Raw genomic sequence first — 23,134 nt, forward strand, 5'->3', positions numbered from 1 at the left:
CATCCGCATGAGCATTGCGCAGGACGCGGAAACGTTGGAAAAAGGCATTGCCGCGATCGGTCGCGTGGTGCGCGGTTTGTACGATAAAAAATAAATGCTGTGAATAGACAAAGGCCGTCTGAAACCTGAACAATCGGGTTTCAGACGGCCTTTTTGTCGGATTTAGATATGGTGGATAACCAGTTTTTTGCCTTCGTAATCGAGGACGTTGACGTCCATATCGAATAAGGTTTTGATGTTTTCGGCGGTGAAAATATCGTTGGGCTTGCCCTGCATGGCGACTTGGCCGTTTTTCATGGCGACGACGTAATCGGCGTAGGCGGCGGCCTGGTTGATATCGTGCAGGACGACGACGGTGGTGCGTTTGTGTTCGTCGGTCAGCCGGCGCAGGATCTGCATGAGGGAGCGGGCATGATACATGTCGAGGTTGTTCAGCGGTTCGTCGAGTAAAACGTAGTCGGTGCGCTGGCAGAATACCATGGCAATCATGGCGCGTTGGCGTTGGCCGCCGGAAAGCTCGGTCAGGTAGCGGTCGGCGAAGTCTTGCAGGTGGAACTCGGCAAGTGCCTCTTCGACGATGGTTTTATCCGTTTCAGACGGCCTGCCTTGGTGGTAGGGATAGCGGCCGAACATGAGCAGGTCGCGCACGGTAATGCGGCTCATGATGCTGTTTTCTTGGGTGAGGATGGAAAGCGTGCGGGCGAGTTCGGCGGTAGGGGTGGTTTTGATGTCTTTGCCTGCGTAGCTGATGTCGCCGTGTACCAAGGGCTGCAGGCGCGCCATAAAGGAGAGGAGGGTGGACTTGCCTGCGCCGTTCGGACCTATTAGCGCGGTAATGCCGCCTTCGGGAATGTCGAGGCTGACGTCGTTGAGGATGGGGTTGCTGCCGATGGTGTGGCTGACGTTGCGGATGGTAATCATAGGCGGGTCCGAAAATGGGAAGTTGGGGTTTCAGACGGCCTTTCAGCATGGGGCCGTCTGAATTTTATTCCTGTATGGTGTGATTAGATTTCGCTGACGGTGACAAATTCGGGATTGTCGGCTTGGTCAATCAGGAAGGCGCGGACGCGTTCTTGCCAAAGCTCGCCGAATTGTTTGAGTTCGTCGGCATTTGCGCTGCCGCTGACGGCTTTGGGCATAATGTCGCGCATTTGCGGCGCAAAGGGTTGAAGCGCGGCGTTGAGGCTGATGGCAACGGTTTTGCCGGTATCGCGGCGGCGGAGCGCGAGTGTGCCGTTGATTTCGCCTGCACCAAAGGATAAGAGGTGGCGGCGGGCAAAGCGTCCGGCTGGGCCTACGCCGCCAAAGCCGGTTTCAGGTGCCGCGCCGGTAAGGAGTTGGACGACGGAAGCGGTAACGCCGGTTGTACCTTCGTCACGCTCGCCCTGCATAAAGGCTTCGATGTCGCCGCGTTGCGGCAGCTCTTCGCCGTAAAGGGCTTTCAGGCCTTTGACCACCATCAGGTAGGCGCCGGCGACGGTCGGGCAGGAATGGCCGCACAGGCGCACGGCATCGGCGTAGCGGTAAGTGAGGATACCGTTTTCGGCTGCGCCGAGGAAGTCGGCCAATGCGTCTTGGACGGTAATGGTCGGGGCATTATCGAAGAATGAAGGGAGGCGTTCTTGTGTCATGAGGGTTGTCCTTTATGGGTTTGCTTAGGCCGTCTGAAGGTTTCAGACGGCCTGAGTTTATTTTTGCGAACGTTTGGGCACGTTTAATTTATTTCTTTTTCAACACCAAATATAAAAATACCAATCCACCTGCAAATTCGACGACCACGCTCAATACGGCCTGCATGCCGAGGAAGTGTTCGAAGATGGTTTGCCCGCCGACCAACAGGATGCCGCCGACACAAAAAGTCATGGGCAGGCGGACGGAATGTTTGACCGACGGGGAAAAATGGTTGGCCAGCGCGGCAACCAGCAGACCGAAAAAGCTTACCGGGCCGACAACGGCGGTCGCGGTCGCAACCAATGCAGCGATCCACAACAGCAGCCATAAGGTATTGCGCGTGTAGTTGATGCCCAAATTGACGGCTTGATTGCGGCCGAGCAGGTAAACATCGAGGCGGTGGCGTTCGCGCCAGATCACGGCGGCACTGATGAGCAACACTACTGCGCCGATACCCAACAATTCCGAGTGGACGGTATTGAAGGTGGCAAACATATTCGCCTGCGCCGCGGTAAATTCTTCGGGGTCAATCATGCGCGAAAGCAGCGATGACAGGCTGCGGAACAAAATCCCGAAAATCACGCCGATTAAAATCATGCGCGACAAATCGCGTCCGCCCTGTTTGATGAGTGTGTAGAACAGCAGCAGCGAGCCGCCCATCATGACGACCAGTTCAAAGCCGAATTTTCCCGTCAACGGCAGGGAAGCATAGCCCACGCCGCCGAGCGTAAACACCAGCAAGGTCTGCAAAAACACATACAGCGAATCGAAACCCAAAATCGAAGGGGTCAGAATCGGATTGTTGGTCAGCGTTTGGAAGAGTTGAGTGGACACGCCGACTGCATAGGCAACCATCAGCAGCGCGGCAAGTTTGGTCAGACGCAGGTGCAAGACAAAGTCCCAATCGCCTTTGACGTTGAGCGTCATAAACAGGACGCAGGAAACCAGCAACAGCGCAAAGGCGACCCACAACGGACGGCTGCTTCCTGCCATAAAACCGATATTTTTTTCAGACGGCATGAGCAGGTTTCCTTAATAAAAGCCACAAAAACAAAACCGTCCCCATCACGCCAAAAACCGTAGAGACCGGAATTTCAAACGGAAACACAATCACGCGTCCGACAATATCGCACAGCAACACCAAAGACGCGCCCAGCAAGGCCACCGCAGGCAGGCTTTGACGCAGTTTGTCGCCCATCAGGCGGCTGATGATGTTCGGCACGACCAAGCCGATAAACGGAATATTGCCGACCGTCACGACCACCAAAGACGTAATCAGCGCCACAATAATCAGCCCCGACCACAGAATCGCCGTCCGGTTCAGCCCCAAGTTCACGCTCACCGTTTCGCCCAAACCCAAAATCGTCAGCTGGTCGGCAATCAAATAGGCAAACAAAGCCAAAATCCCTGTTGCCCACAACAATTCATACCGTCCGAGCAACACGCCGGAAAAATCGCCCTGTTGCCACACGCCGAGCATTTGCAGCATTTCGTTTTCATACGCGATAAAGGTGGCCACCGCCTCAATCACACCGCCGAAAATAATCCCGACCAAAGGCACCATCAGTTGCGCGGTCGGCGGCAGGCGGCGGATCAGCAGCATAAAGACCAACATCCCAATCAGCGCGGCAACGGCGGCAACCGACATTTTTGCCAGCAGCGGCGCGGCCGGAAGCAGCAGGGTCATCAACAGCAAACCTAAAGCCGCGCTTTGACTTGCGCCCACCATCGACGGTTCGACAAAACGGTTGCGCATCAAAATCTGCATAATCATGCCGGCTACCGCCATCGACGCACCCGTCAGCACAATCGCAAACGTGCGCGGCAGGCGGCTGATGAACATGACTTGCTGGCTGTCGGATAGCGAAAACAGGGCGGACCATTTGAATTCGGCCACGCCGACCGACAGGCTGACGACAAACAATATCAGCAGCGCCACACCGTTGACCGCATTTAAAAATGAAGGTTTGTGAAACATAAAATGGTTCGGAAAAATAAGGCCGTCTGAAAGAAGGGTTAAGGTATTTTTGGGAAAAAAAGTAGGTTCGCCCATCATAAAAAACAGATGCAAACAGGCAAAAATTGTCCATTTGCACCATGTATTTTCAGACGGCCCAAATCCAATGACTTCAGGTCAAGCAGCTTGATCCTGTGCATCATCAAACCCTTCAGGCCGTCTGAAAGAAGCGGGCGGCTATGCCCGCGCTGAATTACTTGGCCGCATTAAACGCATCGCTGACCTGTTTGGAAGCATTCAGCAATTCTTGTGCGCCGCCGGCCGCCAGGTAGGTTTCCGGCACGAGGTACACGACTTGGCCTTTTTTCCATGCGGTTGTTTCGGCAACCAGTGGATTGTTCAACACATCTTTCGCAGCCTGACCTTCTTCGCCGATGGCCGCGCCGCGGTCCAAAACAAACAGCCAATCAGGGTTTTTCTCTTTCAGGTATTCAAAGCTGATAGGCTGGCCGTGGCTGCCTTCTTTAATCGATTCATCAACAGCGGGAACGCCGATGTCTTTATGCAACCAACCGCCCAAACGTGAGGAAGGGCCGAAAGCCGACATTTTACCGCCGTTGACCAATACCACCAAACCCTTGCCTTTGCCTTGCGCAGCAGTTTTCGCCGCTTCAAACGAAGCATCGATTTCCGCTTTCAGCTTGTCCGCTTCGGCCTGTTTGCCGAAGATTTGCGCCAGCGCGTCGATGCGCTCTTTTGAGCTTTCTTTCAGATTGGCGGTTTCGGCGGTCATTTCGATGGTCGGGGCAATCTCGTTCAACTTGTCAAATGCTTTGGCTGCACGGCTGCCGATGATGATAAGCTGCGGTTTGTAAGCGTTTAAGGCTTCGTAGTCAGGCTCAAACAGCGTGCCGGCAGGTTTGGTCGTTTTGAAATATTCGTCCAAGTAGGGTAGGCGGTTTTTGTCGATGGACAAACCGGTTTTCACGCCCAATTTGTTTAAAGTATCGAGCATGCCCAAATCGTAAACGGCGATACGCTCCGGATTTTGCGGCACTTTCGCATCGCCGCGTGCGGTTTTCACCGTCAGGCCTGCGCCTTCGGTTTGTGCGGCAGAAGCGGAAGCAGTTTGCGCCTGATTGGAAGCAGAATCTTTCGGTGAACACGCACCCAAAGCAAGGGCGCAGCATACGGCTAAAGCGGTCAAACGTAACATAGGGTTTCTCCGTGGTCGGAAATAAAGTAAATCGAAATGATAACTTGTATCGGATTATAAAGCTAGATGCCGTCTGAAAACTTTTGTTTTCAGACGGCCTTTTCAAGCTGATTGCTTAGAAGCGGTAGTTCACGCCCAAGCGTACATCACGTCCGGTACCTGGTAGGGTATTGGTCCAGCGTTGGCTGTGCGGATAGTAGAACTTGTTAAACACGTTGTTGACTGAAAGATTGACATTGAGCGTGTCTTTGCCCAGCGGTTTCCAGTTGGCGAAGACATCGTTCACACCGAAACCTTGGCGTACAACGTTTTCCAGTTTGCCGTCGCGACCTTTTTGACCCGCCACCAATATCGAACCCACGGCTTTTTGAACATAGCGTCCGCGCCAGCCGATTTCCAGATTCGGATTTTGGAAGCGGTAGGCAAGGGAGGCCGTCCAAGTGCGGCCGGTTTGTGCGCCAAACTCGGGGTTCGCGCTTAACAATTTATCTTTGTGCGTATCGTAAAAACGCGGTTTGCTGTGGCTTACGCCGACTTTGGCAGTCAGGCCGCCTGTACGGTAGGACGCGCCTAATTCGTAACCGTGGTTTTTGACGTAGCCGGCGTTGACGGCTTCACGGATGGCGACAGAGTCGTGGCGGTTTTGCGGATTGGCAAGCGCGTCTTTGATGGTCTGCCAGAAGTAGCTGCCGTTTGCGGCAAACGTGCCGTCGTTGTAGTTGAAGCCGATTTCGGTATTGCGCGCGCGTTCAGCTTTAGTGCCGTCGGCAATCGAGATGATGCCGCGTTTGCCGTGGGTTTGCAGCGCGTCATACAGGCGCGGGCTGCGGCTGGCGTAGTTGTGGCTTACGCTGAAGCTCAAGTTTTCGACAGGTTGGTAAATTACGCCCAGACTCGGGTTGACTTTGCCGTCTGAAACCGATTTGCCGTCATGGGTTTTGATATCGAAATGGTCGTAACGCAGACCGCCGGTCAGGGTAACATCGCCGATATCTTGGATGGCTTCGACATACACGCCGTAATCGGTTTTGGTCGGGTTGGTCAGGCTGTATCCGCGTACCAGACTTTGCAGGGCGGCATCGGTGCTGGTGTATTGCGAATTCAGGAAGGTATGAGGTTTGATTTCCTGATGGCGGTAGTTGACACCGTATTTCAACAGGGTTTTTTCGGCAAGGCGGCTGTCGAAGTTGATATTTGCACCTTTGGTGGTGATTTTGGTTGTGGTCGGACCTGCCACATTGCCTGCGTAACCGCTGCCGCTGTCATCGGCGGAATAGCGTTCGTTTTCCAACACATAGGCGTTGGCGTTCAGTTTTTCGACAAAGCCCAGGTTTTTACCCGTGTACTCCAAGTTGGTGTTGGATTGGGTAGTTTCACGGTATGAGGGTTTCTGCCTGTCTTTTGCAGGGTCGGACTCGAAGATTGTAAACTCTTCACGCACAGTACGGATGCCCCGGTGCTGGTCTTTCATGTGGCTCAACACGATGCGGTGGTCGCCGTCGCCGAAGGTTGTTCCGATTTTGGCCAGGTAGCTGCGTTTGTCCAGTGCGCTGTAAGGTACGGTTTTGCCGCCGTTGGGACTTTTGTAGCCTTTACCTGCTTCGTAATCTTTTTCATCGTTGCGGTTGTAAGAGAATAAGCTGTCGAAGTTGCCGGCTTTTCCGAACACGCTGGCGCCGTAGTTTACGCCGTCATTGCTGGCATAGCCGCTGCTGAGGCGCACGCCCCAGTTTTTGTCCAAACCTTTTAGCAAGTCTTCGGCATCGACTGTTTTAGTAATAATCGCGCCGTTGGTCGCGCCAATACCGGCAGATGCCGAGCCCGCGCCTTTCTGTACGGAGACGATTTTGACCAGCGCAGGGTCGATGATGAAACGGCCTTGGTGATACAGTATTTGGCTGTCGGAATAGGCGTTGTCTACCTTGATGTCGACAGAGTTCTGACCCATGCCGCGCAAGGTCATGTGTTGGGATGTGCCGTTACCGCCGCCGAAATCGATGGCTGGTTCTTCTTTTAACAATTCGCGCAAATCGGTTGATGTGCTTTCGTCTTTTTGACGAAGGGTGACGATATTGGTTTTGATTTTGCTGCCTTGGCGGTCACCTTTAACGGTAACGGTATCAAGCACAACATTGTCTTTGGCTTCATTTTCTGCGTGTGCAAAACCGGCCGCCAGTGTCAGTGACAGCAGGCTCAGTCGGAACAGGGGCGTATTCATTGAGAAATGTCCTTAATAAAATGACAGTAATAAAAAAATAAAAGCAAATAAAGAGAAATTATCTTTAAAATATGCAATTAAGAATAATCATCATTTATAATAATGCATTGAAAAGAAATAGTTGTAAAGAGTTGTGTTGCATTTGTAAAGGAATTGTGTTGTTTTTAAACGAATTTTGCAGTTTGTATGTCAGGCCGTCTGAAAAATAAGTGATCGGGCATTTTTGCGTATGAAAATATTTGGAAAGACTGCATAGAATTTTTTACTTTTTCCCTTGAATTTGTCGCAAACAACCCAAATCTACCCGCCATTACGGCAGGCTTTCTACTAAGTGTGCCGCTATTTCCAAGCAAACCGTGTCTGTCATGTCCGACAGACAATTGTTTTCAATCTATTTATTTATCGGAGCATTAAGACATGACCATCCGCCCTTTACACGACCGCGTAGTCGTCAAACGCTTAGAAGCTGAAGAAAAAACCGCCTCCGGCATCGTTTTGCCGGGTGCGGCTGCTGAAAAACCCGACATGGGCGAAGTAATCGCCGTGGGTGCGGGCAAAATTGGTAAAGACGGCGCGCGCCGTCCGCTGGATGTCAAAGTCGGCGACAAAGTGATCTTCGGCAAATACAGCGGCCAAACTGTAAAAGCCGACGGCGAAGAGCTGTTGGTAATGCGTGAAGAAGACATCTTCGGTATCGTTGAATAATTGTTGAATTAAGTTTCAGAACCAAAGGCCGTCTGAATCAAACATGAAGTTTTCAGACGGCCTCGAACAGATTTTTAATATTGATTTGGAGAATTTAAATGGCAGCAAAAGACGTACAATTCGGCAATGAAGTTCGCCAAAAAATGGTAAACGGCGTCAATGTATTGGCAAACGCCGTACGCGTAACTCTGGGCCCTAAAGGCCGCAACGTGGTACTCGACCGCGCTTTCGGCGGCCCGCACATCACTAAAGACGGTGTGTCTGTTGCAAAAGAAATCGAATTGAAAGACAAATTCGAAAACATGGGCGCGCAAATGGTGAAAGAAGTGGCGTCCAAAACCAACGACGTGGCTGGTGACGGTACCACTACTGCAACCGTATTGGCGCAATCCATCGTTGCCGAAGGCATGAAATACGTTACCGCCGGCATGAACCCGACCGACCTGAAACGCGGTATCGACAAAGCTGTTGCCGCTTTGGTTGACGAGCTGAAAAACATCGCCAAACCTTGCGACACTTCTAAAGAAATCGCCCAAGTCGGCTCTATTTCCGCTAACTCTGACGAACAAGTCGGCGCGATTATCGCCGAAGCGATGGAAAAAGTCGGCAAAGAAGGCGTGATTACCGTTGAAGACGGCAAATCTTTGGAAAACGAGCTGGATGTGGTTGAAGGTATGCAATTCGACCGCGGCTACCTGTCTCCTTACTTCATCAACGACGCTGAAAAACAAATCGCTGCTTTGGACAATCCGTTTGTATTGTTGTTCGACAAAAAAATCAGCAACATCCGCGATTTGTTGCCTGTTTTGGAACAAGTGGCCAAAGCCAGCCGTCCGCTCTTGATTATCGCTGAAGACGTAGAAGGCGAAGCCTTGGCGACTTTGGTGGTGAACAACATCCGCGGTATTCTGAAAACCGTTGCCGTTAAAGCCCCAGGCTTCGGCGACCGCCGCAAAGCCATGTTGCAAGACATCGCCATCCTGACCGGCGGTGTGGTGATTTCCGAAGAAGTCGGCCTGTCTCTGGAAAAAGCGACTTTGGACGACTTGGGTCAAGCCAAACGCATCGAAATCGGTAAAGAAAACACCACCATCATCGACGGCTTCGGCGACGCAGCCCAAATCGAAGCGCGTGTTGCCGAAATCCGCCAACAAATTGAAACCGCAACCAGCGAATACGACAAAGAAAAACTGCAAGAGCGCGTGGCTAAATTGGCCGGCGGTGTGGCAGTGATCAAAGTCGGTGCCGCTACCGAAGTCGAAATGAAAGAGAAAAAAGACCGCGTGGAAGACGCGTTGCACGCTACCCGCGCAGCCGTTGAAGAAGGCGTGGTTGCCGGCGGCGGCGTAGCCCTGTTGCGTGCCCGTGCGGCTTTGGAAAACCTGCACACCGGCAATGCAGACCAAGACGCAGGCGTACAAATCGTCTTGCGCGCCGTTGAGTCTCCGCTGCGCCAAATCGTTGCCAACGCAGGCGGCGAACCTAGCGTGGTTGTGAACAAAGTGTTGGAAGGCAAAGGCAACTACGGTTACAACGCAGGCTCTGGCGAATACGGCGACATGATCGAAATGGGCGTACTCGACCCTGCCAAAGTAACCCGTTCTGCGCTGCAACACGCCGCATCTATCGCCGGCCTGATGCTGACCACAGACTGCATGATCGCTGAAATCCCTGAAGAAAAACCTGCTATGCCTGATATGGGCGGCATGGGTGGTATGGGCGGCATGATGTAAGGCCGTCTGAAACCTTCAGACAAAAAGCAAAACCGCACGGCAAGCAGCCGTGCGGTTTTTTATTTGCAGTAGAGGCATGAGATGGTAAGGGGTACGCCATGATTTACAGAGAAATAAGGGCAGTCAGTTCCATTGAATCAGAAGCAATCAAATAAACTTCATCATCAAAATAAGGCCGTCTGAAACTTTATTTTGCGTTTCAGACGGCCTGATTAATGATCTAAACTGTTACTTTTTGTTTGAACGGCTGTATCGGACAGCTTGAGACAAGATTTCTTCAATTTCTATCCACATAATGCCTCCTTACAGTAAACCAGGTTGACCTAAAGCCGGATCGTTGGCTCGTGCCGCTTGGGCATCTTCGACAGTCAGTCCAAGGGCTTTGGCTACGCCTTCGCCGTATGCCGGGTCGCAACGGTAGCAGTTGCGGATATGGCGGTATTTGATGAAGTCAGGCGCATCGCCCATGGCTGCGGCGGTGTTGTCGAACAAAGCCTGTTTCTGTGCGTCGCTCATCAGGTTGAACAAAGCACGCGGTTGGCTGAAATAGTCGTCATCGTCTTGGCGGTAGTCCCAGTGCGCCGCGTCGCCGTTGATTTTCAAAGGCGGTTCGGCGAAGTCGGGTTGTTGCTGCCATTGGCCGAAGCTGTTGGGTTCGTAGTGCGGCAGGCTGCCGTAGTTGCCGTCGGCGCGGCCTTGTCCGTCGCGCTGGTTGCTATGGATGGGGCAACGCGGGCGGTTGACGGGAATTTGGCGGAAGTTTACGCCCAAACGGTAGCGTTGCGCATCGGCGTAATTGAACAAACGGGCTTGCAGCATTTTGTCGGGGCTGGCGCCGATACCGGGCACAAGGTTGCTTGGTGCAAAAGCTGATTGTTCCACATCTGCGAAGAAGTTTTCGGGATTGCGGTTTAACTCAAATTCGCCCACTTCAATCAGCGGATAGTCTTTTTTCGGCCAAACTTTGGTCAAGTCAAACGGATGATAAGGTACTTTTTCCGCATCGGCTTCAGGCATGACCTGGATGTACATCGTCCATTTTGGAAACTCGCCGCGTTCGATGGCTTCGTATAAGTCGCTCTGGTGGCTTTCGCGGTCGTCGGCGATGATTTTTGCGGCTTCTTCGTTGGTCAGGTTTTTAATCCCTTGCTGGCTGCGGAAATGGAATTTCACCCAGAAACGTTCGCCCGCTTCGTTCCAGAAGCTGTATGTATGCGAACCGAAGCCGTGCATATGGCGGTAGCTGGCTGGGATGCCGCGGTCGCTCATGACGATGGTAACTTGGTGCAGGGCTTCGGGCAGCAGCGTCCAGAAGTCCCAGTTGTTCGTGGCAGAACGCATATTGGTACGCGGGTCACGTTTGACGGCTTTGTTCAGGTCGGGGAATTTACGCGGGTCGCGCAGGAAGAACACGGGCGTGTTGTTGCCGACCATATCCCAGTTGCCTTCTTCGGTATAGAACTTCAGCGCAAAGCCGCGGATGTCGCGTTCTGCATCGGCTGCGCCGCGCTCGCCTGCCACGGTGGTGAAACGGGCAAACATCTCGGTTTTTTTGCCGACTTCGCTGAAGATTTTGGCGCGGGTGTATTTTGTGATGTCGTGTGTTACGGTAAACGTACCGAACGCGCCTGAACCTTTGGCGTGCATACGGCGTTCGGGGATGACTTCGCGCACGAAGTCAGCGAGTTTTTCATTCAGCCATAAATCCTGCGCCAGCAGCGGGCCGCGTGGGCCGGCGGTCAGGCTGTTTTGATTGTCGGCAACGGGCGCTCCGTTGTTCATGGTCAGGTGGGTAACAGGGCATTTGGAGGTAGTCATGATGGTTTCCTTTGCAAAATGGTCAGTGGTTTATAAAACGATTTGCCGGAAGGCATATTCGTAGCCGGTTTCTTGATTCTCATAAATTTCTTGTATCGACATTTGTTTTTCCTTTTATTTAAACTATGAAAAGAACTATACAGAAAGGCTTTGACTATTGGAACTATGACTTCAATTTAATATTGTTATTGTTAATTGAGATTTTATTTTTGTTAGATTTTTATTATCGAATAAACATGTTAAACAAAAAGGCCGTCTGAAACTGTTTTCAGACGACCTTTTTGTATCTCCGTTCGCATTAAAGCTTGCGCATCATCATCATGAAATATGCGCCGCCTATGAGCGTGGCCATCATTCCGGCGGGGACTTCGTAAGGGAACATTATCTGCCTGCCCAGCCAGTCGGCCGTCATCATAACCGATGCGCCGATGAGTGCGGCGGCGGCAAGTTGCTGTTTGGGCAGGCGTGCGCCGAGCATACGGGCCAGATGCGGCGCAAGCAGTCCGACGAAGCTCAAGGGGCCGATAAGCAGTGTGGATAAGGCGGTTAACGCTGCGCTTGAGACGATCAGCACCAGCCGTGCGAGGGGGACGTTGATGCCGACGGAGCGGGCGATTGTTGCGTTCAGACTGAGCAGTCCGAGCCAGCGTTGCAGCGTGAGGATGAGGAGGAGCGAGGCGGCGGCAAGGAGGCCGACGGTAAGGGCGGATTCGGGTGTTGCCTGATAGGTCGAACCTGACATCCACAATAAAAGCAGTTGTACGCGGAAATCGCCGGTTGCCATCCAAATGCGGATGGCGGCATCGGCGAGTGCGGCCAGCGCCATGCCGGTAAGCAGGATTTTTTCGGGAGTAAATCCGTTTTTGCGGTTGAACAGCATCAACAGCCCCAAGGATACGAGAGCGGAAACGATACCTGTCAGCCAAAACCAGCCGCTGCCCGAGGTAATGCCGAACAGCATCACTACCGACATCGCGCCGAATGCCGTTCCAGAGCTGATGCCCAAGAGTTCGGGTCCCGCCATCGGGTTTTGCGTCAGCCTTTGCAGTATGACGCCGGTCAACGCGAGCATGGTGCCGGTGGCGGCGGCGAGCAGCACGCGCGGGTAGCGGAATACGAAATATTCCGGGTCTATGGTCAGGCGCAGGGTTTCGTCATAGCGTCCGACCGTAAACGCCAATACCGATACGGCGACGGCGATAAGCAGCAGAAAACGCAAGAGGCGCGGGACGTACGGCGCGGCGGTTGAAATATCGGAGGTCGTCTGAAACGAAGGACGCGGAGGTGCTTTCGCCGTCAGCCACAACAAAAGCGGCGCGCCGACGAGGGCAGTTACAGCGCCGGCGGGCAGATCGGTGCCGCGGTAGTGTTTCAGCAGCATCAGGCCGTTGTCCGTCAGCATCAAAAGCAGTGCGCCGACGATGAAGGAACAAATCAGGCGCATGGACAGCGTGCGTACGCCCATTTGCCGCACCAGCGTCGCCGCCGCCAATCCGACAAAGCCCATCATGCCGACAAAGCCGACCACGCCCGCACTCAAAAATGCAGCAACCGCCAAAGACAGCAGGCGGATTTTCTTTACCGGTATGCCTGCCGATTCCGCCTGCGTGTCGCCCAGGCTCATGATGTTTAACGGTTTGATTAAAAAGGCGGTAAGTATGGCGGCAACAGCAATCCGCCACAAAAGCCCCAACGTATCGCGCCAACTGTCCTGCACCAGGGAGCCGCTGCCCCACTGCATCACGCCGCGCGTCTCTTCGCTGAAAAACAGCATCACGATACCGGTGAGGGAACCCAGATACAGGCTGACCACCAAACCTGCCAGCACGACGCTGAGCGGTTGCAGGGCGCGCTGTGCCGACAGCCGCAATACCGCGCCCAAAGCCGCCGCTGCGCCGGCAAACGCCACGGCGGACGTGCCGTAGGCAAGGAAAGAAGGGGCGAACACGGTCGCCGCCACCAAAGCCGCCTGCGCGCCGCTGCTGACTGCCAGCGTACTGTCGGATGCGAGCGGATTGCGCATCAACTGCTGCATCAGCATGGTCGCCATCGCCGTACTGCCGCCCGCGAGCAGCGCCATCGCCATGCGGGGCAGGGTGTTGTTCTGCACCATCAGCGCATCCAAAGGCAGGCTGTTGGGACGGTCAAACAGCCGCAGCCACGGCAGCGTCCATTCCAGCTTCAATATCCAAAACGCCGTCAGCGCGCACGATATTGCCAACGCGGCGGCAAGGATAGGCAGGGGTCGTCTGAAAATCTTTACCATGCGGCTTCCTTTTGTGCTGACGGGTTTTCAGACGACATCGAACGCATCAGTTGCAAAGTGAAACGCTGCATGGACGGCAGTGCGCCGTAGCTCCACGACGGCTCGAAGATGCGGCGGTTTGCAGGGCGGCAGAACGGCAGGCGTTGCCAAAGCGCGCTTTTTTCGAGCGTTGCACGTGTATTTTGAGGATGCGGTTTGACGATGATTAGCAGCGTGTCCGGCGGCAGCTTTGCCAAATCTAAAAGCGTGATGTTTTCGAAACCCCATTCGTTGCTTTTGCCCGTCCAGGCATTGTTCAGCCCCAATTTGTCGAACACGGCCTGAAACAGCGAAGTCTTGCCGTAAATCCGCAAATGCCGCCCGTCGACAAACTGCACCACCGCAAACGGGCGGCCGCGATATGCCGAAAGCGCGGGTTTGGCGCGGGCAAACAGGTTTTCCGTACCGGCAATCAGCTTTTCGGCAGCGGCAGGGTCGCCAATGATTTTACCCAGCCTGCGCGTGGCTTCGACCGTGTGGGCATATTCGATGCCTTTTGCCGTGCCGAAATCCACTTCGCGTACCGGGGCGATTTTTTCAAACTGGGACTTGGCGGCGGCATACCAGGAAGATTGCACGAAAAAATCAGGCTTTATCTGATACAGCCGCTCCAAATTCGGCTGGAAGCGCAGCCCCGCTTCCTTGACGGCAGCGGGCAGCGGCGGATGGTTCACCCAGGTATCGTACACGCGACGGTCGGCAACGCTGACGGGCGGATGCCCCATCGCCGTCAGTGTTTCGGCGACCGTCCAGTCCGAAGTCGCCACGCGCGGTGCAGCGGGTGCAGGCAGGGAAAACAGGAGGGCAGCGGTAAAAAACAGCCGTGCGGCAAGGCGGGGAATGTCGTCTGAAAAGCGGTGGGACATCAGCTTGGAAGGCCTTTCGGTTTTTGAATAAAGGGTCGTCTGAAACATATCGGATACAGGTATTCCACAATGGTCTGCGATGTCATCCGGTTTGGATTCGGGCGGCGGATTTTATGGTCGGAACTTATGCGGCGGGACGGTTTGCCTGCGTCAAGGCAATGCCACGGGGCAGCCGTTTTCAGGATGGGCGATGATGTTCATATCGACGCTGTAAATGTCTTTCAACACTTCTGCGGTCATAATGTCGGCGGGTTTGCCCGTTTTTAATAGCCGCCCCTGTTTGAGCGCGACCAGTTCATCGCAATACTGCGCCGCCAGATTAATGTCGTGGATGACGATGATGACGCCCAAACCCAAATTGCGAGACAGCTTGCGTACCAGTGCCATCACGTCGATTTGGTGGGCGATGTCCAAAGCGGCAAGCGGTTCGTCTAGCAGCAAAAAGCGGCTTTGCTGCGCCAGGCACATCGCCAGCCAGACGCGCGAACGTTCGCCGCCCGACAGCGTATCGACGATTTGATCGGCAAATTTTTCCGTATGCGTCAGCCGCAACGCCTGTTCCACCGCCTGTCTGTCCGCATCGTTCGTGCGCCCTAAAAGCCCGCTCCAGGCATAACGCCCCATCATAACCAGCTCGCGCGCGGTCAGCGCGGTAGCGGCGGGCAGTTGCTGCGGAAGATAGGCGACTTCTTTGGCGTATGCGCGGGCGGAATAGGCGCGTATTTCTTTGTCGTTCAGCAATATCCTGCCGCCTGCGGGTTCATGCTGGCGGGTGAGCAGTTTCAACAGCGTGGACTTGCCCGAGCCGTTATGACCAATGAGGCCGTACACGCGGTTAGGGGAAAAGTTGACGCTGATGTCGTGCAGCAGCGAGCGGCCGGGTATGGCGAAGGTGGCGTTTTGGATTTGGAACACGTTTCAGACGACCTTTTAGTGGGTTTGACGTTATTCGGAGAAAGCGGCGGCGCAGCAAAATCCATTGCCCGTTGTCGGTACCGATGCCGCAAAGGCGGAGTTTTACGGCGGTTGTCCGAAAGCGTAGGGCAAAGTCGGACGCCCCAGGCTCCAAGGTCGTCTGAAAACGTTTCAGACGACCTTTGAACCGTTGGAGGCCGTTTGCTGCCCGTCCCTTAAAAATCGACCGAAGCCGACAGGGTGAAGCTGCGCGGTGCGCCGGCGTTCAGGTAGCCGCTGTTAGGGTATCCGCCGACGGATGCCCAGTATTTCTTGTTGGCAACATTATCGAGGCGGGCGCGGAAGGTGGCTTCGTGCCTGCCGATTTGGGTGTGGTAGCGCGCGCCGATGTCGAAGCGCGTCCAGCCGCTAACTTTAAGCGTATTGGCCGCATCGGCGTAGGAAGAACCGGTGTAAACCATGCGTCCGTCAAATGCCAAACCTTGCACTTTCGGCACTTCCCATTCCAAGCCAATGTTGGCTTGGGTTTTAGCCGCGCCGATGGTGCGTTTGCCGTCAGTTAAAGATGAGCCGGTAGATTTCTGCTTGGCATCGAGCAGGGTAATGCCGCCCAAGAGCCTCACACCTTGTGCGACTTCCCCGTAAACGGTGATTTCCGCGCCCCGGTGGCGGTCTTTGCCTTCGGAGGTGAAGCGGGCGGTGTTGTCGCTTTCGGCAACGTAAAGCGAACGCGGTTTGTCGGTGTGGAACAGGGCCAATCCCGCGCCGAAGCCGTTGGCTTCAAATTTCGTGCCGATTTCTTTTTGTTTGGAAACATAGGGTTTGAGCGATTCGCCGGTATTGCTGACGGCGTAGACCCGGCCGTTGATGGAGGCAGTCGAGCCTGCAGTCGCGCCTTGTCCCAGGCTTTCGATGTAGTTGCCGTACACCGACCAATTCGGCGTAATGCGGTACACCGCGCCGGCGGCGGGACTGAGGCGCGATTTTTTGTAATTTTCGGTTTGCGCGCCCGTATTATAGGCGTAAGCCTTGTTATGCACCTGCTGCCAGCGCGCACCGAGCATGAATTGCAGGCGTTTGTCCCAAAGGCTGAAGGTGTCACCCAAGGCGAAGCTGGTCAGGCGTGTTTTGCCGGTAACAGCAGGATTGCCCATGTCGTTGCCCGAATACAGCGGGTCGGCGGCTGCGGGTTGCGGATAGCGGGATGGGTTGTAGAGGTTGGTCGTATATTGGTTGCCCCAATCCATGATATAAGCGTTTTTGCGCGAGGATTGGAACCGGTTGGCGGCGGCGGTCCATTCGTGTTCTACCGCGCCCGTATTGAATTTGCCGCGCAAACCGATTTCGCCCGTGTCGATTTTATCCTTACGCGCGTTGTCGAAGCGGTAAATCGATCCATCGCCGTTGACATTGCCGACAGTCAGGTTTGCCAGAGAATTATTTTCCTTGCTGCGGCGGAAGCCGTAGGCGGCGTAGGCAGTCAGGTTGTCGTTGAAATCGTATTCGCCGCGCATTGTGCCGAACCAGTCGCGCTCGTTGGAATACGTCCACGGCTGCGCCCAGTTGGACGAGGCATCAGGCGCGGCCGGCACGGCGGCCATGCCTGACAGGGTAACATTGGTACGCGTGGCTTTGAGCTTGTTGTCCTGCCAGCCCAAATCGGCGGACAGGCGGGCATTTTCATTGCGCCAGTCTAGGCCGACATTGACCAGGCTGAGTTTGGACTTTTCGTCATCTATTGCGGTTTTGCCGTTATGGTGCGCCGCATTGACGCGCACGCCGAATTCCTGATTTTGTCCGAAACGGCGCGCCACGTCCGCCGCCAAACCACCGCGTTTTCCCGCGCCGTAATTGGCAGTCAGCCGGTTCAATCCTTCATTGGGCGCGCGTTTGGGCAATACGGATACCGTGCCGCCGATATTGTTGCTGCCCGGCGCCATGCCGTTTAAGAAGGCGGATGCGCCGCGTTGGACTTCCACGCGTTCGAAAAGCTCGGTGGCGATGTATTGGCGCGGCAGGATGCCGTAAAGGCCGTTGTACATGGTATCGTCCGATTCGGCGGCAAAGCCGCGTATGAAATACGATTCCTGAAAATTGCCGTAACCGCGCGCAACGCGGACGGTCGGGTCGTTTTGCAGTACGTCGCCGACGCTGCGCGCATGTTTGTCCTGAATCAGCCTATTGGTGTAAGCAGTATTGGAGAACGGCGATTCTAGGTTTTTTTTATTGCCCAAAATACCCACGCGGCTGCCGCGAGCCACCTGTCCGCCCTTAAATGCAGGAATCAAACCGCCCTTGGATGCGTCCGCGCTGGCGGTTACGGTGATGGTTTCAAGTTCGGAGATTTCTCGGGCTTGAGGTTCGTCTGAGGCAAATGCCGCCGAAACGGCAAGGAGGGAGAGGCTGAGGATGCTGAGTCTGGAAGCGGGCTTAATCATTTGTATTTTCTTTCAAAAGTCGATCGTAACGGCTAATTTTAAAAGAAAATTAATTTCATTTCAAAAAAATAAATAAATGATAAAAGGTCGTCTGAAACTGTTTTCAGACGACCTTTTGACTGAATGGCTATCAACTTTACCGTTTACGCCGCATCGTACAAACCGCGCACCACCCTGCCGATGGCGGTAATGCCTTTTTCCAGCGTTTCCGCGTCCTGCGCAATGCTCATGCGGATGCACTCGTGCGCGTGCGGATAGTCTTGCCTATCGATGCCGACAAAGAAATGCTCGCCCGGAATAATCAGCGTGCCTTCGGCTTTGAGCATTTCGTACAGAGTTTGCGACGAAACGGGCAGGTTTTCAAACCAGAGCCACAGGAAAATCGCACCTTCGGGCTTGTGGATTTTCAGCGGATACGCGCCCAGCTCGCGCTTGAGCAGCGAGACGGCTGCGGTAAAACGGCCGGATGACGTCGTCTGAAAGCTGTTTCAGATGACCGTCCCGCAACAGCGGCGTTGCGATGGCCGCGCCGAAGCGGGTGGGCGACAGGTTCACAATCGCATTCAGGCTGCTGACGGCTTTGACGACTTCGGGCGCGGCGACGATGATGCTGGTGCGCACGCCAGGTAAGCCGACTTTGGACAGGCTGAAGCAGAGGATGATGTTTTCGTGCCAATTCAGCCTCACGTCGCTGTAAATAATGTTGGGGAACGGCATTCCGTAGGCGTTGTCGATAATCAGCGGAATGCCGTGTTCTTGCGCCAAAGCGTCCAGCTGCGCCATTTCGCCGTCGGTCAGCATGTTGCCGGTCGGGTTGGTCGGACGCGAACAGCAAATCGCGCCGATTTTGCCTGCTTTGAGTTCGGGCAGGCTTTCCAGCGCGTCAAAGTCCACGCGGTATTTGGAGAAGCCTGCTTCGCCTTAAAAAAGGCCGTCTGAAACTTTATTTTGCGTTTCAGACGGCCCGATTTTTAGTCAAAACAAGGGATTATTTATCCAGTTTGGCTTTGCGTTCTTCCAGCCAGTGTTCCAAGTAGTGGATGCTGACACCACCTTTTTGGAAACCCGGATCGCTGAACAAGTCACGGTGCAGCGGCGTATTGGTTTTGATACCGGTAATCGCCAGCTCATCGAGGGCAACACGCATTTTGGCCATGGCTTGGTCGCGGTCTTTACCGACGACACAGACTTTGCCGATCAGGCTGTCGTAGTAAGGAGGGATGCGGTAGCCTTGGTAAATATGGCTGTCGACGCGGACGCCGAAGCCGCCGGGCAGGTGGCAGCTTTCAATCAGGCCCGGGCTTGGAATGAAGTTGTACGGGTCTTCGGCATTGATACGGCACTCAAACGCGTGGCCTTCGACTTGAATGTCTTCCTGTTTGTATTGCAAAGGCAGGCCGGATGCGATGCGTAATTGCTCTTGGACGATGTCCACGCCGGTGATAAGCTCGGTAACCGGATGCTCAACCTGAACACGAGTGTTCATCTCGATAAAGAAGAATTCGCCGTCTTCGTACAGGAATTCAAACGTACCTGCGCCGCGATAGCCGATGCGTTTGCAAGCGTCGGCACAGGCTTTGCCGATTTTGGCGCGTTCTTCTTCGGTGATGAATGGAGCCGGTGCTTCTTCGATGACTTTTTGGTGGCGGCGCTGCATGGAGCAGTCGCGCTCGGCGAGGTAGATGGCATTGCCGTGTTCGTCGGCAATCACTTGGATTTCGACGTGGCGCGGACGCTGTAAGTAGCGCTCCATGTAAACCATCGGGTTGCCGAAAGCCGCGCCTGCTTCGGCTTTGGTCATTTCGACAGACTGGAGGAGGTCTTCTTTTTTCTCGACGACGCGCATACCGCGACCGCCGCCGCCGCCGGAGGCTTTGATAATGACGGGATAACCGACTTTATCGGCAATTTTGAGGATTTCGTCGCCGTCGTCTGGCAATGCGCCTTCAGAGCCGGGAACGCAAGGCACGCCGGCTTCGATCATGGCGTGTTTGGCGGATACTTTGTCGCCCATCAGACGGATGGTGTCGGCTTTAGGGCCGATGAAGACAAAGCCGGATTGTTCGACTTGTTCGGCAAAGTTGGCGTTTTCGGCGAGGAAGCCGTAGCCCGGGTGGATGCCGTCGGCTTCGGTTACTTCGGCAGCAGCAATGAGGGCGGGAATGTTGAGGTAGCTTTGTGCAGATGCGGCAGGGCCGATGCACACGGATTCGTCGGCGAGTTTGACGTGCAGGCTGTCTTTGTCGGCTTCGGAATGGACGGCGACGGTGGCAATGCCCATTTCACGGCAGGCACGCAGGACGCGCAGGGCGATTTCGCCCCGGTTGGCGATCAATACTTTTTTCAGCATGATAATCTTTCCGGATGGTTCAGACGGCCTCAGCGGCCGCCTAATGCGTTGCGGATTTTTTGGTCGGTTTTGTATTGGCTCAAAGCGTAAACCGACCACATGGCTGCCGGTATCCAGCCAACCAGCGTACACTGCAGAATCAGACAGATGATGCCTGCAAACGGACGGCCGATGGTGAAAAACTGCAACCAAGGCAAGAAAATAGCCAAAATCAGACGCATGGTTTGTCCTTAATGAACAGAAAAAGGAATTTCAGACGGCCTTGAAGATAAAGGCCGTCTGAAAAAGCGGATTATTCAATGATAAAGAGCGGCTCGCCGTATTCGACCGGAGTACCGTTTTCAACCAGAATTTCTTTAACGACACCGGATTTCTCAGCTTCGATTTCGTTCATCAGCTTCATGGCTTCGATGATGCACAAAGTATCGCCGGCTTTTACTTGTTTACCTACTTCGACGAAAGCGGCGGCGTTCGGGCCGGGAGCGCGGTAGAACGTACCGACCATAGGCGATTTTTGCGCGTTGGACAAATCGCGAGCGGCAGGGGCGGCGGCTGGAGCGGCTGCGATGGGAGCAGCGGCAGGGGCGGCAACCGGAGCAGTTACGGCAGGTGCCGGAGCAGCATAAACAGGAGCTGCGGCGGCAGTGGTGCGCGTAATGCGGACTTTTTCTTCGCCTTCGGTAACTTCAATTTCTGCAATGCCTGATTCTTCGACCAAATCAATCAGTTTTTTTAATTTACGCAAATCCATTGCTTTTCCTTTTTAGCGCGGCATAAAGTGCATATTGGGTATGCGCCGCTGTGGTTTTAGATGATTTCCTGAGACGTCGGAAGGTAGGTTTGCCATCCGGCGTTTAAATAATGTCGGAACAGGGCGGAGCCTGAGAAATGAATCTGGTTATTTTCCCGAACTTGTCGGTAAATGTCCAGTAAAAGATAGAAAAAAGGCGTTTTTCGGCGAAAAAAGAAAGGAACGCTGATTTTTGTTAAAAAGTGATTTTTTCAAGAGCGTTTATTCTAATTTATTGGTTTTTCGACAAAACATGCCGTCTGAAAACCAACTTTGCGCGTATAATGGCGCCTGTTTTTTTTAAGTATGCACGATAATGGATATTTCCGATTTTGATTTTGAATTGCCCGAAAAACTGATTGCCCAGCATCCTCCGGAAGTGCGCGGCAGCAGCAGGCTTTTGGTTGCCTTGCCGACATTGCCGATTGAAGACAAACATTTCGGCGATTTACCCGATTATGTCGCTCCGGGCGATGTGCTGGTGTTTAACAATACCAAAGTGATGAAGGCACGCCTGTTCGGCCAAAAAGCCAGTGGCGGAAAAATCGAAGCCCTGATTGAGCGGGTATTGGACGCGCATACCGCATTGGCGCATATCCGCTCGTCCAAATCGCCGAAACCGGGTACAGAATTGATTTTTGAAGGCGATATCCGTGCCGTCATGATGGAGCGCGCGGAGGAATTGTTTTGCTTGAAATTTGAAGGCGAGCAAACCGTTTACGAACTTTTAGAGCAAAACGGCCATCTGCCCTTGCCGCCTTATATCGAACGCGCGGCCGATGATGAAGACGACAGCCGCTATCAGACCGTGTACGCCAAATATCAAGGCGCAGTGGCCGCGCCGACGGCAGGTCTGCACTTTACCGATGAATTGTTGGGCCGTCTGAAAGCCAAAGGCGTAGAAACCGCAGAAGTGACCCTGCACGTCGGTGCCGGCACATTCCAACCCGTGCGCGTCGATAAAATTGAAGAACACAAAATGCACAGCGAGTGGTTTGACGTACCGGTCGAGACTGTTGCCGCCGTTGAGGCTGCCAAAGCGCGCGGCAATAAGGTGTGGGCTGTGGGCACAACCTCCATGCGCGCCTTGGAATCTGCCGCACGCGAGACAGGCCGTCTGAAAGCTGGTCGCGGCGATACCGATATTTTCATTACGCCGGGCTACCGCTTCAATGTTGCCGACCGCTTGATTACCAACTTCCACCTGCCCAAATCAACCTTGCTGATGCTCGTCAGCGCGTTTTCGGGCATGGAACATATCCGCAGCGTTTACCGTCATGCGGTGGAACAGGAATACCGCTTTTTCAGCTATGGCGATGCGATGATTTTGGGGAGAGCGGAATAAATCGGAAGCGGATTGGAGCGTTTTAAACTGGTTATTTGGGTTGTCCCGAATCCGAATCAGTTGAAACGCTCTATTAAAATATGCAGCTGAAGCAAGTTATCTAAGGGTCAAATTAATGGATGAGAAAAAAATAGATTTTTTGCTGTATAGCGTACCGGAAAATGTGGACTATACGACGATTCCAGAAGAGCTTGACTTGGAGGATGTGCCGCAAGAGAGGATAGATGGATTAATCGAATTGCTATCCAATGAAAATGAGGTATTGCAATTTGATTCAGCACGCCTGCTTGCTCATTGGGGTATTGATGAAGGCTTTGATACTTTGGTTTTGATGTTTGAGAAAGGGGAGACAGAGGGAATGATTGATCATCGTTTACATGGTTATGATGATACAGATCGGCATATCTTGTCTGCTTTTATCAGTTACTGGGCATCTAAAGCAGATCAGAGTCAGCAAAAAGGTGATGATGCACGTCAGAAAATCTTTCCTCCTGTGGTTAGAATTATTCGTAAAGCATCATCGGCAGATTTTTCTATCAGTGAGTTGTTTTGGCTGGTCACGAAAATGCAGTTTATAGAGTATGTGCCGCTCGTTAAAGAATATCTACAGCATATTATTGACTATCCAAGTAAACGGTATTGGGAAATCCATGATACTGTAAAATCATTATTAGAAATAGAACCGCAATTTGTTCATGATTTACTTGAAAGTAAACACAAAAAGTTATCGGATTTTGGATTATAAAAAGAATATTTTGAATAAAATAAAAAACAAAAAGGCCGAGACCTTTGCAAAATTCCCCAAAA

At 53.5% G+C, this 23,134-nt stretch carries 19 protein-coding genes and 1 pseudogene; 5 read left to right on the plus strand and 15 right to left on the minus strand.

Annotation, left to right across the window (positions count from 1 at the left end; translation table 11 throughout):
- The coding region (locus tag HMPREF2608_RS11660; protein WP_283122296.1) for a hypothetical protein at window positions 1–94 on the plus strand (94 nt) is incomplete at its 5' end.
- A gap of 68 nt (window positions 95–162) precedes the next feature.
- Here HMPREF2608_RS11660 and HMPREF2608_RS06220 read toward each other — a convergent pair.
- The 6 genes from HMPREF2608_RS06220 to HMPREF2608_RS06245 form a co-directional block, all read right to left on the minus strand.
- Window positions 163–921: an iron ABC transporter ATP-binding protein gene (locus tag HMPREF2608_RS06220; RefSeq protein ID WP_049328943.1), complete on the minus strand. Its 759-nt coding sequence runs from the start codon at window positions 919–921 to the stop codon at window positions 163–165.
- 83 nt (window positions 922–1,004) lie between these two features.
- Window positions 1,005–1,631, minus strand: coding sequence for an FmdE family protein (locus HMPREF2608_RS06225; protein ID WP_070826344.1), 627 nt, complete (start codon window positions 1,629–1,631; stop codon window positions 1,005–1,007).
- Between the two features lie 88 nt (window positions 1,632–1,719).
- Complete coding sequence (locus tag HMPREF2608_RS06230) at window positions 1,720–2,691, minus strand: iron chelate uptake ABC transporter family permease subunit (protein WP_070826345.1); 972 nt, start codon at window positions 2,689–2,691, stop codon at window positions 1,720–1,722.
- A complete protein-coding gene (locus tag HMPREF2608_RS06235) occupies window positions 2,681–3,649 on the minus strand; it encodes an ABC transporter permease (RefSeq protein WP_070826357.1) in 969 nt (322 codons plus the stop codon). The genes HMPREF2608_RS06230 and HMPREF2608_RS06235 overlap by 11 nt, the downstream gene beginning before the upstream one ends.
- A 232-nt stretch (window positions 3,650–3,881) precedes the next feature.
- The gene (locus HMPREF2608_RS06240; protein ID WP_070826346.1) at window positions 3,882–4,844 is read right to left on the minus strand and encodes a siderophore ABC transporter substrate-binding protein; all 963 of its coding nucleotides are present in this window, start codon (window positions 4,842–4,844) and stop codon (window positions 3,882–3,884) included.
- A 115-nt stretch (window positions 4,845–4,959) separates the two neighbouring features.
- Window positions 4,960–7,062 (minus strand): TonB-dependent siderophore receptor, encoded by a 2,103-nt coding sequence (locus tag HMPREF2608_RS06245; RefSeq protein WP_070826347.1) that lies wholly within the window; start codon window positions 7,060–7,062, stop codon window positions 4,960–4,962.
- A 417-nt stretch (window positions 7,063–7,479) separates the two neighbouring features.
- Here HMPREF2608_RS06245 and groES point away from each other — a divergent pair, with 417 nt between their 5' ends.
- A complete protein-coding gene (gene groES, locus HMPREF2608_RS06250; RefSeq protein ID WP_003744509.1) occupies window positions 7,480–7,767 on the plus strand; it encodes a co-chaperone GroES in 288 nt (95 codons plus the stop codon).
- 98 nt (window positions 7,768–7,865) lie between these two features.
- Entirely contained in the window at window positions 7,866–9,500 is a 1,635-nt protein-coding gene (gene groL / locus HMPREF2608_RS06255; RefSeq protein WP_049322649.1) for a chaperonin GroEL, read from the plus strand.
- Between the two features lie 303 nt (window positions 9,501–9,803).
- Here the strand turns inward: groL and katA are convergent, their stop codons facing one another.
- The 9 genes and pseudogenes from katA to accB form a co-directional block, all read right to left on the minus strand.
- On the minus strand, window positions 9,804–11,318 hold the full coding sequence (katA, locus tag HMPREF2608_RS06260) for a catalase KatA (protein WP_070826348.1): 1,515 nt from the start codon (window positions 11,316–11,318) through the stop codon (window positions 9,804–9,806).
- Between the two features lie 298 nt (window positions 11,319–11,616).
- Complete coding sequence (gene fhuB / locus HMPREF2608_RS06265) at window positions 11,617–13,584, minus strand: Fe(3+)-hydroxamate ABC transporter permease FhuB (RefSeq protein WP_070826349.1); 1,968 nt, start codon at window positions 13,582–13,584, stop codon at window positions 11,617–11,619.
- Entirely contained in the window at window positions 13,578–14,489 is a 912-nt protein-coding gene (locus HMPREF2608_RS06270; RefSeq protein ID WP_019270891.1) for an ABC transporter substrate-binding protein, read from the minus strand. The genes fhuB and HMPREF2608_RS06270 overlap by 7 nt, the downstream gene beginning before the upstream one ends.
- 150 nt (window positions 14,490–14,639) lie before the next feature.
- A complete protein-coding gene (locus HMPREF2608_RS06275; RefSeq protein WP_070826350.1) occupies window positions 14,640–15,404 on the minus strand; it encodes an ABC transporter ATP-binding protein in 765 nt (254 codons plus the stop codon).
- Window positions 15,405–15,619: 215 nt separating this feature from the next.
- Window positions 15,620–17,842, minus strand: coding sequence for a TonB-dependent receptor (locus tag HMPREF2608_RS06280; protein ID WP_070826351.1), 2,223 nt, complete (start codon window positions 17,840–17,842; stop codon window positions 15,620–15,622).
- A 143-nt stretch (window positions 17,843–17,985) separates the two neighbouring features.
- Window positions 17,986–18,763 (minus strand): annotated as a pseudogene (locus HMPREF2608_RS06285) (aminotransferase class I/II-fold pyridoxal phosphate-dependent enzyme); the annotation flags it as partial.
- Between the two features lie 67 nt (window positions 18,764–18,830).
- A complete protein-coding gene (accC, locus tag HMPREF2608_RS06290) occupies window positions 18,831–20,192 on the minus strand; it encodes an acetyl-CoA carboxylase biotin carboxylase subunit (RefSeq protein ID WP_070826352.1) in 1,362 nt (453 codons plus the stop codon).
- Window positions 20,193–20,221: 29 nt separating this feature from the next.
- Window positions 20,222–20,413, minus strand: a complete 192-nt coding sequence (locus HMPREF2608_RS06295) for a YqaE/Pmp3 family membrane protein (RefSeq protein ID WP_003680299.1) — start codon at window positions 20,411–20,413, stop codon at window positions 20,222–20,224.
- A gap of 71 nt (window positions 20,414–20,484) precedes the next feature.
- A complete protein-coding gene (gene accB, locus HMPREF2608_RS06300; protein ID WP_070826353.1) occupies window positions 20,485–20,943 on the minus strand; it encodes an acetyl-CoA carboxylase biotin carboxyl carrier protein in 459 nt (152 codons plus the stop codon).
- A 355-nt stretch (window positions 20,944–21,298) separates the two neighbouring features.
- Here accB and queA point away from each other — a divergent pair, with 355 nt between their 5' ends.
- Together queA and HMPREF2608_RS06310 are read left to right on the plus strand one after the other, a co-directional pair.
- Window positions 21,299–22,327: a tRNA preQ1(34) S-adenosylmethionine ribosyltransferase-isomerase QueA gene (gene queA, locus HMPREF2608_RS06305; RefSeq protein WP_070826354.1), complete on the plus strand. Its 1,029-nt coding sequence runs from the start codon at window positions 21,299–21,301 to the stop codon at window positions 22,325–22,327.
- Window positions 22,328–22,442: 115 nt separating this feature from the next.
- Window positions 22,443–23,072 carry a hypothetical protein gene (locus HMPREF2608_RS06310; protein ID WP_070826355.1) on the plus strand — a complete coding sequence of 210 codons (630 nt, stop codon included), beginning with the start codon at window positions 22,443–22,445 and terminating at the stop codon, window positions 23,070–23,072.
- The last annotated feature ends 62 nt before the right edge of the window (window positions 23,073–23,134 follow it).

The sequence above is a fragment of the Neisseria sp. HMSC064D07 genome (assembly GCF_001837185.1).
Lineage (GTDB): Bacteria > Pseudomonadota > Gammaproteobacteria > Burkholderiales > Neisseriaceae > Neisseria > Neisseria flavescens_C.